The 14,492-nt window shown below is 57.4% G+C and carries 14 protein-coding genes, 1 tRNA gene and 2 pseudogenes; 16 read left to right on the top strand and 1 reads right to left on the bottom strand.

Annotation, left to right across the window (positions count from 1 at the left end; translation table 11 throughout):
• The first annotated feature begins 36 nt into the window (after positions 1 to 36).
• The 9 genes from JCM25354_RS02485 (at position 37) to JCM25354_RS02525 (ending at position 6,136) form a co-directional block, all read left to right on the top strand.
• Positions 37 to 122, top strand: a tRNA-Leu gene (locus JCM25354_RS02485).
• 274 nt (positions 123 to 396) lie between these two features.
• Complete coding sequence (gene galU, locus JCM25354_RS02490; RefSeq protein ID WP_025884839.1) at positions 397 to 1,272, top strand: UTP--glucose-1-phosphate uridylyltransferase GalU; 876 nt, start codon at positions 397 to 399, stop codon at positions 1,270 to 1,272.
• Complete coding sequence (locus tag JCM25354_RS02495) at positions 1,272 to 2,699, top strand: phosphomannomutase/phosphoglucomutase (RefSeq protein WP_148301348.1); 1,428 nt, start codon at positions 1,272 to 1,274, stop codon at positions 2,697 to 2,699. The genes galU and JCM25354_RS02495 overlap by 1 nt, the downstream gene beginning before the upstream one ends.
• Positions 2,699 to 2,875, top strand: coding sequence for a DUF3553 domain-containing protein (locus JCM25354_RS02500; RefSeq protein WP_084294607.1), 177 nt, complete (start codon positions 2,699 to 2,701; stop codon positions 2,873 to 2,875). Before JCM25354_RS02495 ends, JCM25354_RS02500 begins: the two co-directional genes overlap by 1 nt.
• Positions 2,872 to 3,651: a ComF family protein gene (locus JCM25354_RS02505; protein WP_025884842.1), complete on the top strand. Its 780-nt coding sequence runs from the start codon at positions 2,872 to 2,874 to the stop codon at positions 3,649 to 3,651. The genes JCM25354_RS02500 and JCM25354_RS02505 overlap by 4 nt, the downstream gene beginning before the upstream one ends.
• 21 nt (positions 3,652 to 3,672) lie before the next feature.
• Positions 3,673 to 3,933: a glutaredoxin 3 gene (gene grxC / locus JCM25354_RS02510; RefSeq protein ID WP_025884843.1), complete on the top strand. Its 261-nt coding sequence runs from the start codon at positions 3,673 to 3,675 to the stop codon at positions 3,931 to 3,933.
• Complete coding sequence (locus tag JCM25354_RS02515) at positions 3,930 to 4,355, top strand: DUF1178 family protein (protein ID WP_025884844.1); 426 nt, start codon at positions 3,930 to 3,932, stop codon at positions 4,353 to 4,355. Before grxC ends, JCM25354_RS02515 begins: the two co-directional genes overlap by 4 nt.
• Before the next feature lie 36 nt (positions 4,356 to 4,391).
• On the top strand, positions 4,392 to 4,838 hold the full coding sequence (locus JCM25354_RS02520) for a DUF2147 domain-containing protein (RefSeq protein ID WP_025884845.1): 447 nt from the start codon (positions 4,392 to 4,394) through the stop codon (positions 4,836 to 4,838).
• A gap of 35 nt (positions 4,839 to 4,873) precedes the next feature.
• Positions 4,874 to 6,136, top strand: coding sequence for a lactonase family protein (locus JCM25354_RS02525; protein ID WP_025884846.1), 1,263 nt, complete (start codon positions 4,874 to 4,876; stop codon positions 6,134 to 6,136).
• Between the two features lie 86 nt (positions 6,137 to 6,222).
• Here JCM25354_RS02525 and ubiG read toward each other — a convergent pair.
• Positions 6,223 to 6,952, bottom strand: a pseudogene (gene ubiG, locus JCM25354_RS16090) (bifunctional 2-polyprenyl-6-hydroxyphenol methylase/3-demethylubiquinol 3-O-methyltransferase UbiG).
• Positions 6,953 to 7,126: 174 nt separating this feature from the next.
• On the opposite strand from ubiG, the pseudogene JCM25354_RS16095 reads away from it, so the two are divergent.
• The 7 genes and pseudogenes from JCM25354_RS16095 (at position 7,127) to prfA (ending at position 14,490) form a co-directional block, all read left to right on the top strand.
• A pseudogene (locus JCM25354_RS16095) lies at positions 7,127 to 8,373 on the top strand (aspartate kinase).
• Between the two features lie 2 nt (positions 8,374 to 8,375).
• A complete protein-coding gene (locus tag JCM25354_RS02550) occupies positions 8,376 to 9,452 on the top strand; it encodes an NAD(P)H-dependent flavin oxidoreductase (protein WP_025884847.1) in 1,077 nt (358 codons plus the stop codon).
• Between the two features lie 2 nt (positions 9,453 to 9,454).
• Positions 9,455 to 10,108: a helix-turn-helix domain-containing protein gene (locus JCM25354_RS19725; protein WP_051537166.1), complete on the top strand. Its 654-nt coding sequence runs from the start codon at positions 9,455 to 9,457 to the stop codon at positions 10,106 to 10,108.
• Positions 10,084 to 10,767 carry a RodZ domain-containing protein gene (locus tag JCM25354_RS19730; RefSeq protein ID WP_051537167.1) on the top strand — a complete coding sequence of 228 codons (684 nt, stop codon included), beginning with the start codon at positions 10,084 to 10,086 and terminating at the stop codon, positions 10,765 to 10,767. The genes JCM25354_RS19725 and JCM25354_RS19730 overlap by 25 nt, the downstream gene beginning before the upstream one ends.
• A gap of 246 nt (positions 10,768 to 11,013) precedes the next feature.
• Positions 11,014 to 12,174 (top strand): flavodoxin-dependent (E)-4-hydroxy-3-methylbut-2-enyl-diphosphate synthase, encoded by a 1,161-nt coding sequence (ispG, locus tag JCM25354_RS02560; RefSeq protein WP_025884848.1) that lies wholly within the window; start codon positions 11,014 to 11,016, stop codon positions 12,172 to 12,174.
• A gap of 4 nt (positions 12,175 to 12,178) precedes the next feature.
• Entirely contained in the window at positions 12,179 to 13,423 is a 1,245-nt protein-coding gene (gene hisS / locus JCM25354_RS02565) for a histidine--tRNA ligase (RefSeq protein WP_025884849.1), read from the top strand.
• Between the two features lie 2 nt (positions 13,424 to 13,425).
• On the top strand, positions 13,426 to 14,490 hold the full coding sequence (gene prfA / locus JCM25354_RS02570) for a peptide chain release factor 1 (protein WP_025884850.1): 1,065 nt from the start codon (positions 13,426 to 13,428) through the stop codon (positions 14,488 to 14,490).
• The last annotated feature ends 2 nt before the right edge of the window (positions 14,491 to 14,492 follow it).

The following is a 14,492-nucleotide window of genomic DNA, read 5'->3' on the forward strand; positions in this document are numbered from 1 at the left end:
GAGCGGTATCGCCCAGAGCGGCCCGCTTGTCACGATGCGGTCGTGGCGGAATGGTAGACGCGCAAGCTTGAGGTGCTTGTGGGGGCAACCCCGTGGAAGTTCGAGTCTTCTCGACCGCACCATAGGAACTGGAAGCACCCCCTTCGGGGGGTGCCAGTTCAAAGAAATCCCAAAACTGATCTCCAGAAAATGAACTTTCAGCAAGCTGGCGACTTTCTTGTGTCTTGCTGATTGTGACATTTCGCATCCATGCCATCACTTTGCCTGAGTTTTGTTTCTATATACTGGATGTGAAACACTATCCGTGTAATCTGCGACGTCGTATTCGGGTATAATTCTGACTAAAATACCCCGATCGATGCCGCAATAGTTTGTAAAATCTAGAGGTCGGATAACGTGATTAAGCCGCTCAAAAAAGCTGTTCTCCCCGTTGCTGGTATGGGAACACGTTTTCTTCCTGCCACCAAGGCTATGCCAAAAGAGATGCTGCCGGTCGTCGACCGCCCTCTGATCCAGTATGCAATTGATGAAGCCAGAAAAGCAGGAATTGAGCAGTTCTGCCTTATAACGGGGCGTGGCAAGGACAGCCTTATCGATTACTTTGATGTGGCTTTTGAACTTGAGACCACCCTGCGGGAACGCGGCAAGAACGCCCTGCTGGAAACGCTCCAGCCAAGCTCTATTGAGGCAGGCTCACTTGCTGCTGTGCGTCAGCAGGAGCCTCTTGGATTGGGACATGCCATCTGGTGCGCGCGCTCGTTTATCGGTGATGATCCGTTTGCCATTCTGTTGCCTGACGATATCGTACAGGGCGAGAAGGGCTGTATTGCCCAGCTGGTCGACGTGTACAATCAGACAGGCGGCAACGTCGTTGCTGTTTCCGAGGTCCCCAAAGAACATACCAATCGTTATGGTATTCTGGATGTGGGCACCGACGACGGCAAGCTGGTCGAGGTAAAGGGGCTGGTCGAGAAGCCGAAGCCTGAGGACGCGCCGTCCAATCTTTCCATTATCGGTCGCTACGTCCTGCTTCCCGATGTCATGACCCATCTTTCAAAGCTGGAACGTGGTGCCGGTGGTGAGGTTCAGCTGACTGACGCAATGGCCAAGATGATCGGCCACACGCCTTTCCATGGTCTGCGCTATGATGGCATCCGTTATGATTGCGGCGACAAGGCAGGTTACCTCGAAGCACAGATCGCCTTCGCTCTGGAACGTCCTGATCTCCGCGAGGCCATGCGTGGTTTCATCAAGAAATATGCCAATGCCTGATGGATATGCTTCACAGGCATGAGTTTCATCCTTCGATCCTGCGGGAATATGATATCCGTGGGATTGTTGGTAAGACATTGTTCGAAAACGACGCCCATAGTCTGGGCGTCGTTTTTGCATGTGTACTGCGAGACTGCGGTCAGCAGGATGTGATTGTCGGTCATGACGGACGCGACAGTTCTCCGGTGCTGGAACAGGCGCTGGTTGAAGGTCTTGTCTCGGGCGGCATGGCTGTTACCCGTCTCGGATGCTGTGCAACTCCTGAGCTCTATTTCGCCTCTGCGAGGGAGCAGGCCGCAGGCGCCATCATGGTAACGGGAAGCCATAATCCCATCGGTTATAACGGCTTCAAGATTCTGCGCGGGAACCAGCCTTTTTTCGGAGAGACGCTTGAATCTCTGGCTCATCTGTTAAAGCAGGGTGTTGCACAATCCCTTACTCGGGGTCGGGTCGACAGATATCAGGGCGACAAGCATTACGAAAATGCCCTGTCGGAAGGATTGATCAACCGCACGAGAAAACTGCGTGTTGTGTGGGATAATAGTCATTCCTCGGCTGCTCGCGCTCTTGCGGCGCTGATTGCGCTTCTGCCCGGGGAGCATCTTGTTCTGAACGGAACAGTAGACGGGCTGTTTCCGGCTCATCACCCTGATCCAACTCTTCCCGAAAACATGGTCCAGCTTCAACAGGCAGTCATCGCCTCTGGTGCCGATCTTGGGGTGGCGTTTGATGGAGATGCAGACCGCCTGGGTGTGGTGGACGAGACCGGCATGCTTGTTCCGGCGGATCGACTGTGTCTTCTTTTCGCTCAGGCGATCCTTCACAAGAAACGTGCGGCAGTGATTCTGGGCGATGTGAAAATGTCCCAGACGTTTTTTGACGGCGTGAGTGATGCTGGTGGCAGGGCAGTGATGTGTCCGAGTGGCCATTCGCAGGTCAAGTCGGCGATGCGTGAGACGGGAGCGATGTTTGCGGGAGAAATGTCAGGACATTTCTTCTTTGCCGATCGCTGGCCGGGATTTGATGACGGTCTCTATGCCGCCATTCGTATGATTGACTTGCTGGCAGGAGAAACGCGTACGCTTTCTACTCTCTGCGCTTGTCTGCCCCGACTGGTCTCGACACCGGAGCTCAGGTTTGATTGTCCTGATAATATCAAATTTGGCGTGATCGAAGAGATCATAGCCCATTGTCAGGCGGAGGGCTCGGATATGACCCTGATCGATGGTTTGCGCGTGCGGGAGGCAGAGGGATGGTGGCTGCTGAGGGCTTCCAATACGCAACCGGCACTGGTGGCGCGTGTGGAAGGAAAAGACCATCGGGCGTGTAGTATCATGATCACGCGTCTGGCCGGATTGCTCGAATGTCGGGGTGTGTTTCTGCCCAGGATCGAAGGTTTTTCCAGTGCCGTGCGACCGGTCGATTGATGAGGTCGATCATCAGCTTTTATGAACCCGGTCAATTCGTGACCCATCCCGATTGTCCTGACTGGGGTATCGGACAGGTCCAGAGTGTTGTCGGCCATCGTGTGACGATCAATTTCGAGAATCAGGGGAAGGTTCTCGTCAATACAGAGCTTGTCGACCTGGTCGTGATGGAATGAGAAGAGTCGGGAGATCATTGACAGTTCTGGCGCAAGCCGGCCTGGACTGGATTTTTCCGCCAACCTGTCTGTGTTGTGGCGGAGAAACCACTTCAGCTGGACTTGTTTGTGTCAGCTGTTTCCGTGCGCTTCCTGCAAATGTCCTGTTATGTTCTCATTGCGCCTTGCCGGTTCCTTCCCAGGCCTATCTGGATACACAGGGGCGCTGTGCCAAATGTGGTTCTTTGCCCAATCCGTGGAGCAGGGCTCATGCAGCCTGGCTCTATGAGGGCACTGCACGTCGACTGATCCTGCAACTCAAATATGCCGATCGACTTGATATGGTACCCTTTCTGTCACGTGCCATGATGTCTGGCGCTGCCCATATTCTCGACGGTGCCGAGTATCTTGTCCCTGTTCCCATGCATCGTTATCGCTTCTGGCATCGGCGTTTCAACCAGTCAGCCCTGCTGGCACGCTGTATTGCGCGCAAGAGGCATGGTCTCATCCTGCTGCCGGACGCCCTGATTCGTCATCGTCGCACCCCGGCCATGGCGAGGCTTGCGCGACTTCAGAGAGCGCAGGTGCTTGAAGAGGCATTCAGTGTGAGGGCGCCTCTGCATCACAGGATAGCCGGGCGGCATATTGTTCTCGTCGACGATATCTTGACCACAGGCGCCACCGCCGCCATCTGCGCTAGGCGTCTTCGGGAAGCGGGTGCGAGGCAGGTGGATCTTCTGGTAGCTGCGCGCACTGTCAGGCTTGCCGGTGAGGCCGAGCAATATTGTGAGAGTTAGCAGCAAGGACTGAGACCAATCGTGCAGAAAATTGAAATCTATACCCAGCCAGGCTGCCCTTACTGCGTACGCGCTGTGCAGATTCTGGCATCGAAGCACGTTGTATTTGAGGAAATCGATGCTCCGCGTGGAACGAGCGAGAGAGAAGATGCCATCCGTCGTTCCGGTGGTGCGCGTACTGTCCCGCAGATTTTTGTCGGTGATCGTGCTTTGGGGGGCTGTACTGAGCTGATGCAGCTGGATGCTACGGGTCAGCTTGACGAGATACTCGGCACGAAATGATCTGCTATCGGTTGCACTGCCCTGCCGGACATGAGTTTGAAGGATGGTTTCCCAGTGGGAAGGCCTATGACCGGCAGCGTGAGACTGGTCTCGTTTCCTGTCCGCGATGTGAATCGACTGAGATCGAGAAAAGTCTCATGGCGCCTGCTGTATCACGCACCGTCGATATCGAGCGCATTACCCCCGCCGACCAGTTGCGCATGGCATTACATGCTGTACGGAAGGAGGTGGAAGCACAGTGCGATAATGTCGGTGACCGATTTGCTGTGGAAGCGTTGAAGCGTCATAATGGGCAGGATCAGGGAGAGCGCCGTTCTGAACGTGGCATCTATGGCACGATGAGCAGCTCCGAGAGGAAAAGACTCGAAGATGAAGGCGTGGACTTTACTCCGATCCCATGGATCGACCATTCTGATTCCTGAAAAGGGTCGGCTACGTTCCTCTCTGTTTCGGGCCTTGTGTGTCCTAGGAGCCTGATTCTGCTGCCAGCGTCTTCGCTGACATCTGTCCGGGCTCAGGGCGTACAGACTCCGCCTGTACCGGAAGAAGGACTGTGGCTCTCGCAGGATCACGATGGTGTGTTCCTGATCGGTCATTGTGGCGATACGCTTTGCGGAAAGCTGATCGGTATGCAGTACGATGGCCCTGTTCCCAAGGATGTGTGGGGCCGGTCACAATGTGGGCTGGTCATGTTGACCGATTTCCGCTTAAGCAAGGACGAAAACGCGTGGCAGGGGCATATTCTCGACCCGGAGACAGGGCGTACCTACGACGCCCGTATCCATGCCGAGTCTTCTGATGTGCTCAAGCTGCGCGGTTTCATTCTGGGAATTCCCCTTTTTGGCAAGACGCAGACCTGGACCCGGTATCGGGGCACTATCGGGCCGGAATGCAAACTGCCCTGAGTGGGAAGGCCATCCGAGGAGCTTGAGATCAGACCATGAAGACGACCCTTTCCCGCCGCGGCTTTGCGTTGGGTACACTTGGACTGCTTGGATGCGCCACAGCGCATGCACAGGATGCCACCGATCGAACGCCAGCTGCGCCGCCACCGCCGCCCAAACCGGTTTCGAAAACGATCTGTTTCGTCGGGGGCTATACCAAGCATGCGCCTCCGGGTGGGGCTGGTAATGGCGAGGGAATTGCTGTCTTCGAAATGGACCGTCAGAGCGGCGTTCTGACGCCGGTCACGACCTTTACGGATATTGCCAGCCCCTCCTTTATCACGCTCTCGCATGACAAGCGTTTTCTGTACGCGTTGAGCGAGATCGACGATTTCAACAAGGATGGTGATGGCTCAGTGACGGCTTTTGCCGTTGACCGGAAGACCGGTTCTCTCAAGAAGCTCAATACGGTCAGCTCCGGCGGTGCCGTTCCGGCGCATCTGAGCGTGCACCACTCCGGTCGTTATGTCCTGGTCGCCAACTATATGGGTGGTTCTGTCGGCGTGCTGCCGATCCGTCCTGACGGTTCTCTGGGTCCCGCTACCGACGTTGTTCACAATACCGGTCCGCGCCAGCCCGAACGTGCAGCAGATAACCCGCAGGGTAATTTTGCCGTTTCGGATCATTCCGGATCCCACCCTCACATGATCCAGAGCGATCCGAGCGGGAAATTCGTGATCGCCGATGATGCCGGGCTTGATCGGGTTTATGTCTGGACGCTGAATCTGCAAACGGGCAAGCTCGTGCCGGCCAAGGTGCCGTACTACGATATGACTCCGGGCAGCGCACCGCGCCACTTCCAGTTCAATCGCTCCGGCAAGTTGATGTACAATCTCTGCGAGCAGGATTCGAAGATCGTTGTCAGCGCCTTCGATCCGCAGACGGGTGCCATCAACAACCTTCAGTCGGTCAGTACGGTTACGTCACATTTCCGTGGCAGCACGCTGGCGGCTGAAATTCTGATCTCGGCCGATGATCGCTTTGTCTATGCGTCGAACCGTCTTGGTGACTCTCTTGCAGTGTTCAAGGTTGGCGAGGATGGTACGCTTACGTTGCAGGACGAAGCGTGGATGCATGCCGATTACGGTCGCGCCATGATGTTCGATCCATCAGGTAACTTCCTCTTCTGTGCCAATCAGCGCAGCGACGCTGTAACGTCGTTCCGTGTCGACAAGGCGAGCGGCCAGCTGGGCTTTACAGAGAATTTTACGCCGGTTGGCAGTCCGACCACCTTTGCCTTCATGGACACTGAGGTCTGAAGCCGAAGGAGGCAGGCGGGAATTCTCTGCTTGCCTCCCCGCGTCACACTGACCGGGTGCTTCTTTTGCAGAAGCAAGCCGGATTATCAGTCGCGAACGAACATGGTGATATAGTTGATGCTGGTATCACGTGTGATACGCCAATGCATCGGACGATAGCTCATTCCCGCGACATCTATCATCCGCAAACCGACAGCACGTCCCATCTGATGCAATTCGTCCGGTTTGATGAACTTCTTCCAGTCATGCGTACCGATCGGCAAGAGACGTGCGATATACTCTGCGCCGATCTTGCTACTGCCAGTGAGCGCAATGTGCGGTTAAGAGTCGAGACGGCTATCAATCCGCCTGGCCGTGTCAGGGAGCGGAGTAGTGCCAGAAACGCCTGCGGGTCGTTGACGTGTTCGATGACTTCGAGCACCGAAATGGCATCAAAGCTCTGCTCCTCACGCACCAGTTCTTCGGCACTGCTCTTGCGATAGGTCAGTCTGCCTGATCCTAGTGGTAAGGGGGAGGCCGCAAGATGGGCTTCTGCTGCGCGGATGCCTTCCGGAGAGGCATCGAGCCCAAGTACGTCATGGCCCATTCGGGCAAAGGCTTCACTGGCAAGGCCGGCACCGCAGCCGATATCGAGGAGAGAGAGGGTGCCCCCCTCAGGCCTTCGAGGCGTCTGAGATGCGCATCGACCACTGCGTCCGCATGGGGTTCATGTCATGCAGGGGCTTCATGGGCTTTCGGGTCCCACCAGGTCGCGGCCAGCTGATCAAAATGGGCGATCTCGCGATCAGAAACGGAAGAGGCGGCGTTATCTGGCATTATGGTTCCACAAAAAAACAGAAATGAGTCCGTTTTACCAGAGTATCTGGACGGCGCGAGCTGGACTTAGTATGTGACCGGCCTTTCCTTGCGCAACATCGCAGGCTGGAAAATCCGATCCAGGCGCTCTGTGATTGACCGCTTTCTGCTACGTACGGAGCCAGGTGCACCATTATGACGTCATCAGACCAGCGCCCGACCCGGATCGTCATGAAGTTCGGTGGAACCTCAGTGGCTGATCTGGACCGCATACGCGCCGTTGCCGAACGTGTCCGTATTGAGCGCAACAAGGGGCATCAGGTTGCCGTGGTTGTTTCTGCCATGGCCGGCGTAACCAATCAGATGGTGGGGTATGTGCAGGCGCTCGACCCCATGGCCGACGCACGCGAATATGATTCTGTCGTGGCCAGTGGCGAACAGGTAACGAGTGGTCTGACAGCTATTGCACTTCAGACACTGGGCGTACCTTCCCGCTCGTGGCAAGGCTGGCAGATTCCTTTTCGCACTGATGATGCTCACGGCAAGGCCCGTATCGGCGATGTGGAAGGGGCAGCGCTGATCGCGTGCATGGAACGGGGAGAGGTGCCGGTAATTGCCGGATTCCAAGGCGTGGCCCCCGGCGAGCGCATCAGCACACTTGGACGCGGCGGATCCGATACGTCTGCCGTTGCCGTAGCTGCGGCTATCAAGCAGACCGATGTGATATCTATACCGACGTCGATGGCATCTACACCACCGATCCGCGTATCGTGAAAAAAGCCAGAAAGCTGGATCGCATCACTTTTGAGGAGATGCTGGAGCTGGCTTCGGTAGGCGCCAAGGTACTCCAGACCCGTTCGGTCGGGCTGGCGATGAAAGAAAAAGTGCGCGTACGCGTATTGTCAAGTTTCGAGCCCGAGACGGAACTCTCTGGCTCACTGGTGGTGGATGAGGACGAGATGATGGAAAAGGAACTGGTCACGGGGATCGCCTATTCCCTGGATGAGGCGAAGATCTCGGTGAGCCGCATTCCGGATCGTCCGGGCATCGCCGCCGCTATTTTCAGCCCGTTGACCGCAGCGCGTGTGAATGTGGACATGATCGTCCAGAGCGTTGGCTCTGACGGATCAACCAACATGACGTTTACTGTGCCAAAAGGCGATCAGGCCCGCGCACTTGCCGCTCTCGAAGCCGCGCGCAAGGACATCCAGTATGGTGAGATCCATACGGCAAATGACGTTGTAAAGATCAGTGTTGTAGGCATCGGCATGCGTTCTCATTCCGGCATGGCGAGCACGATGTTCCAGACCCTGGCAGAGCGTGGCATCAATGTTCAGGTCATCTCGACCAGCGAGATCAAGATCTCGGTGCTGATCGATGCGGAATACATGGAGCTGGCCATGCGCGCATTGCATACGGCCTATGGGCTGGACGGGGAATGAGCATGACCGATCTCGATCATAACCGCCAGCAAGCGCGTGCGACCCTCGATCGTCTCTGGGCGCCAGGCTGCCAATTTCTTGGTACGCCAACCGCCATTCTGGGCGGTGCCATGTCCTGGGTGAGTGAGCGCAATCTTGTCTCGGCAATTTCGAATGCCGGCGGATTTGGTGTGATTGCCTGCGGCGCCATGATGCCCGATCGTCTGGCCGAGGAGATCGCAGCGACCCAGGCTCTGACTGACAAGCCCTTTGGCGTGAATCTCATCACCATGCACCCCGAGCTGGATCGTCTGGTGGATGTCTGTCTGGAACTCAAGGTCGGACATATCGTCCTTGCCGGTGGTGTTCCCGGTGCAGCAACGATCAGGCAGGTGCGTGACGGTGGTGCAAAGGCCATTGGCTTTGCACCGGCATTGGCGCTTGGCAAACGTCTGGTGAAACAGGGTATCGAAGCGCTGGTTATCGAAGGGTCGGAAGCCGGGGGTCATGTCGGTCCGGTTTCGCTCAACGTGCTTGCGCAGGAAATCCTGCCGCATATCCATGATGTACCTGTTTTTGTTGCTGGTGGTCTGGCGCGTGGTGATGCGGTGCTGGGCTATCTGGAGCAGGGGGCATCGGGTGCGCAGCTCGGCACTCTTTTCGCGGCCAGCAGCGAAAGCATCGCGCATGACGCTTTCAAAAAGGCTTTTGTGCGTGCCTCTGCCCGTGACGCGGTGACCTCCAACCAGATTGATGAGCGCTTCCCGGTCATTCCTGTGCGTGGTCTCAATAACGCGGGAACGCGTCGTTTCATGGCCCATCAGGCGGCGACACTGGCACGTTTCACCTCAGGAGAGCTGAGCAAGGAAGAGGCGCAGCTCGAGATAGAGCATTTCTGGGCAGGAGCCCTGCGTCGTGCAGTGATCGAGGGAGATGTGGAAGAGGGCTCGGTGATGGCCGGTCAGTCTGTGGGGATGGTCAAGGCCGTTCGTCCTGTGGCTGATATCCTGCATGATCTGGTAGAGCAGGCGGTTGATGCTCTGGTTGCAAGAGAGGCGCGTACCGGGCATCCTTGCTCTTCTGAGATCGCAGTCGGGTAATCATGCCAGAGAAGACGACAGACAGTATCCCGGGGTGGCAGAGTGGTAGTGGCCAGGGCGCACGCGACCTAGGGAATGACCTGCGCGCCAGACGCGAGGAGCTTGGCTGGGCTTTGTCTGATGTCGCAAACTGGCTGCGCATCCGCGAAACCTATCTTCTTGCCCTGGAAGAGGGAGATACGGGTGTTTTTCCGGGAAGCGCCTATGCGCTCGGCTTTCTGCGCAGCTATGCCCATGCGCTCGGCATGGATCCGGATCACGCTGTTGCACGATTCCGTCAGGACACGCGCGGCGCGCTTGATCGAAAGCCGGAGCTGAGCTTTCCGGAACCTGTTTCCGAGCGAGGGGTACCTGTCGGTCTTTGGGTTGGAGCAGGACTGGCCGTTCTGGTTGGCACCTATATCGGCTATTATCATTTCTTTGGCGCAGATCCGGCACCGACCCATCAGATGCCACCAGTGGCCGAGATCATGCCGGGTGTGACCCAGCATGGTACACCTTCGCCACAGATTGCGGCCGTGATGCCTGATCGCGGGTTGGCGCCATCGCCCCAGACTGCACCGGCTCCGGTACAGGTACAACACCGCCTTTGCCATCCACGGAAGGCGTCGAGCCCACCAGGAATCAGCCAGTGTCTCCGGCATCTGCCGGTGTGACCGGGGCAGGAAATGGTGCAACATCGCCCTCTCTGGCGCAGCCTGATCAGGCTGCGCTCTCACCGCCTGCAGTCACGCCGCAACCGGAAACAGCTCAATCCTCCCTGCCGATAACGACCAGACCGGAACCCCCGGGCGCAAACTCCACGGCTACAGAAACGCCGCCAGTATCCCCGGCTGCCGCAAACATGATTGTCCTGCATGCCGCTGCAGATGCCTGGGTGTCGATCAGGGACAAGACAGGAGCGATCGTCCTGAGCCGCGTGCTGAAAGCTGGCGAGACTTGGCAGGGAGCAGAAGATGCCGGCCCCTATCGCATGACGCTTGGCAATGCCGGTGGACTGTCCCTGAGCGCAGGCGACGTGACAACGGCGGCGCTCGGGCGAGTGGGCGCCGTGCGGCGTGGTCTGGTCGTTACGGCAGAGGCTATTCGCAATGGCCAGCTCGGACAGGAGACGGGAGCAGCAGGCACGGCTATGCCAGCAGCAGCTCCTGCTCCCAATAGAGGGGTAGTCTCTCCGGACACAGGATCGGGACAGAATGCTTCGCCAACCTTGAAAAAGCCGCCAATCGTTCCAAAAATGACGACAACAGGACATGAGTCGGAAACCGACCGTCTGAATGCGCGCCAGCTGGAACAAACGGCGCAGCCGCGCTAAAGCCTCATCCATACCGGAATTCTACTCCCGGTTGGTCCAAGAGGACTGGGAAACGACTAAGGAGGCACGGTCACTGATCGACAGCGGTCAGACACGGCTTCAACAAATCGGGCAGGGTGCTTCATCAGGAAGTGCACTGGTCAGCATGACACAGACAGGGGGGTGCGACATGGAACCGGGTTTCCGACGCTTTCCCCCGGAAACCGGAACTGAACTGGCTTCGGTTTCCGTTACGGAGACGAGATTATGAGCGGATATCGCCCCTACCAGTATATCGAACGTCGCAAATCCCGTCAGATTCATGTTGGCAAGGTGGCTGTCGGCGGCGATGCCCCGATTTCGGTCCAGACCATGACCAACACGCTTACTTCCGATGCGAAAGCGACGATCGAGCAAATCCGTCTTTCCGAAATTGCAGGCGTGGATATCGTGCGCGTCTCCTGTCCTGACGAGGAAAGCACGGCAGCCCTTGCCGAGATCGTGCGTGAAGTGAATGTGCCGATCGTGGCCGACATCCATTTTCACTACAAGCGTGCCATCGAAGCAGCAAAGGCCGGTGCAGCCTGTCTGCGTATCAATCCGGGCAATATCGGCAGTGCCGAACGCGTGCGTGAGGTCGTGAATGCAGCTCGCGATTATGGGTGTTCCATCCGTATCGGGGTGAATGCCGGCTCCCTCGAAAAGCATCTGCTTGAGAAATACGGTGAGCCCAACCCTGATGCGCTCGTTGAAAGCGCCCTCGAGCATGCCAAGATCCTGCAGGATCATGACTTTCACGAGTTCAAGATCAGCGTGAAAGCTTCGGACGTGTTCATGGCTGTCGCAGCCTATCAGCAGCTTGCCGAAGTGTGCGACCATCCGCTGCACATCGGCATTACCGAAGCCGGGTCGAAGCGTGCTGGTACCGTGAAGTCGTCGATCGGACTGGGCAATCTGCTCTGGGCCGGTGTGGGCGATACCATGCGTGTCTCGCTTTCCGCCCCTCCGGAAGAGGAAGTGCTGGTTGGCTGGGACATCCTCAAATCGCTTGGTCTGCGCCATCGCGGTGTGAAGATCATTTCCTGTCCCTCCTGTGCGCGTCAGGGCTTCAATGTGGTCGAAACGGTACAGACCCTGGAAGACCGCCTGCAGCACATCAAGACGCCGCTGACGCTTTCAATCATCGGCTGCGTGGTGAATGGTCCGGGCGAGGCGCTGATGACCGATCTGGGTGTGACCGGTGGTGGCGCTGGGCGTCACATGGTCTATTCGGCCGGCAAGCAGGATCATCGTCTGAACGAAGGTCAGGACATGATCGAGCATATTATCGATCTGGTTGAAGAGCGTGTGGCCAGGATCGAGGCTGAGAAGGCCGAGCAGGAAGCTGCCCAGCAGGCTGAAGCGGCTCTCGCGACGGCAGGCGTCTGAGGTCATGAACCAGTTGCAGCCGGTTCGTGGTACGCATGATCTGATTGGTGACACGGCGCGCCGTCACGCCCATGTAGTTGAAACGGCGCGTGAGATAACGCGTCGCTATGGCTATGAGGAATGGTCCACGCCCATTTTTGAAGATACGCGTGTCTTCTCCCGTACGCTGGGCGATACCTCCGATGTCGTTACAAAGGAGATGTACACATTCGAGGACAGGGGAGGTGACAGCCTGACCCTGCGTCCCGAAGGTACGGCCGCTATCTGCCGGGCTTTTGTCACGAACGGACTGACGCAGGCGTTGCCGCAGCGCGTGTTCTATAACGGGCCGATGTTCCGCTATGAACGCCCGCAAAAGGGACGCTTTCGTCAGTTTCATCAGATTGGTGCCGAGCTGCTGGGTGCCTCCGATCCCCTGATGGATGCCGAGACTATTGCCATGGCCCAGACTATTCTCAAGGCTCTGGGTCTGGGTGATGCTGTAACGCTCGAAATCAATACACTTGGTGATCTGGAAAGTCGTCAGGCCTGGCGCGAGGCGCTGGTTTCCTACTTCCAGTCTCATGCCGAATTGCTCTCGGAAGAGAGCCGCGCGCGACTTGAAGCCAATCCGCTGCGTATTCTGGATAGTAAATCCGCCCAGGACAGGGCTCTCCTGAGTGACGCTCCAAAATTCGGAGCCTATCTGAATGAGGCTTCACGCACCTTCTGGGACGATCTGCGTCGCAAGCTCGATCTCTTCGGGGTCGCTTTTGTAGAGAACCCGCATATCGTGCGTGGTCTGGATTACTACAGCCATACGGCTTTTGAGTTCGTTACTGATCGTCTTGGGGCGCAGGGAACAGTTCTGGCAGGTGGCCGCTATGAAGGGCTCGTAGCGCAGATGGGTGGGCCTGCGACACCGGCAATTGGCTGGGCTGGCGGAATAGAGCGTCTGGCCCTTCTGATTGACGGCGCTCCGGAGCAGGTTCGTCCGGTTGCGGTCCTTCCCACAGGGGAGTCCACACTTCCCGCTGCAATTGCGGCCGTGCAGGCGTTGCGTGGTGCCGGGCTGGCTGCAGAACTGGAAACACGCTCATCGCTCAAGAAGCGTATGGAACGCGTGGTCAAGTCAGGAGCCGCTCATATGGTTCTGGTTGGCGAGGATGAAATGACTCGTGGTGCCGTCACCGTACGCGATCTTGGCAAGCGCGAGCAGATCGAGGTCGCCCTCACGTCTCTCGCGGATCATTTCCTGAAAGCTGTCTGAACGTGGCACTGGACGACAGGCTGGAGCGTATCGTCGCCCGGTCGGATGAATTGCAGGCATTGATGTCCAGCGGGGAAATCCAGGGCGATGAATTCGTGCGGGCCTCGCGTGAATTTGCCGAGCTGGAGCCCGTTGTCTCTTCTATTCTGGCCTATCGCCGGGCAGAGGCAGCGCGTCTTGATGCTCGCGCCATGCTCGATGACCCGGAAATGCGTGAGCTTGCGCAAGGCGAAATCGACGAGATCGAGGGACAGCTGGCAGGGCTTTACCAGCAGGTGCGCCTTGCCCTTCTGCCGCGCGATGAAGCCGATGAACGAAGCGCCATTCTCGAAATCCGCCCTGCCGCCGGTGGTGATGAGGCGGCTCTTTTCGCTGCTGAGCTGTTCGGTGCGTATAAGCGGTTTTCCGACCTGCACGGCTGGCGCTTCGAGATCATGGAATATGACGAGAGTGATCTCTCGGGTCTGCGTGAGGGCGTGGCCACTATCTCGGGCCGCTCTGTTTTTGCCCGGCTGAAATATGAGTCGGGTGTGCACCGTGTCCAGCGGGTGCCTGCCACAGAGAGTCAGGGGCGTATTCACACCTCTACGGTGACTGTCGCGATCATGCCCGAGGCCGAAGAGGTGGATGTCGCCATTGATGAGGGCGATCTGCGTATAGATGTCTATCGCGCTTCGGGCGCAGGTGGTCAGCATGTCAACAAGACAGAAAGTGCGGTGCGTATCACGCATATGCCGAGTGGCATTGTCGTGGCGATGCAGGAAGAAAAAAGCCAGCACAAGAACAAGGCCAAGGCCATGAAGATCCTGCGGGCGCGTCTCTATGAGAGACAGCGCGCCGAGCTTCATGCCAATCGTGCTGCCGATCGCAAATCGCAGGTTGGTACGGGCGATCGCTCAGAGCGTATTCGCACCTACAACTTTCCGCAGGGACGTGTCACCGATCATCGCATCAACCTCACCTTGCACAAAATCGATCGCATTATGCTTGGTGAGTTTGACGAGATCGTAGATGCCCTCGCCCAGGAAGAGCAGACCTCGTTGCTGGCCGCGGAAGGCCTGAACTGATC

This window comes from Asaia prunellae JCM 25354, assembly GCF_000613885.1.
GTDB classification, from domain to species: Bacteria; Pseudomonadota; Alphaproteobacteria; order Acetobacterales; family Acetobacteraceae; genus Asaia; species Asaia prunellae.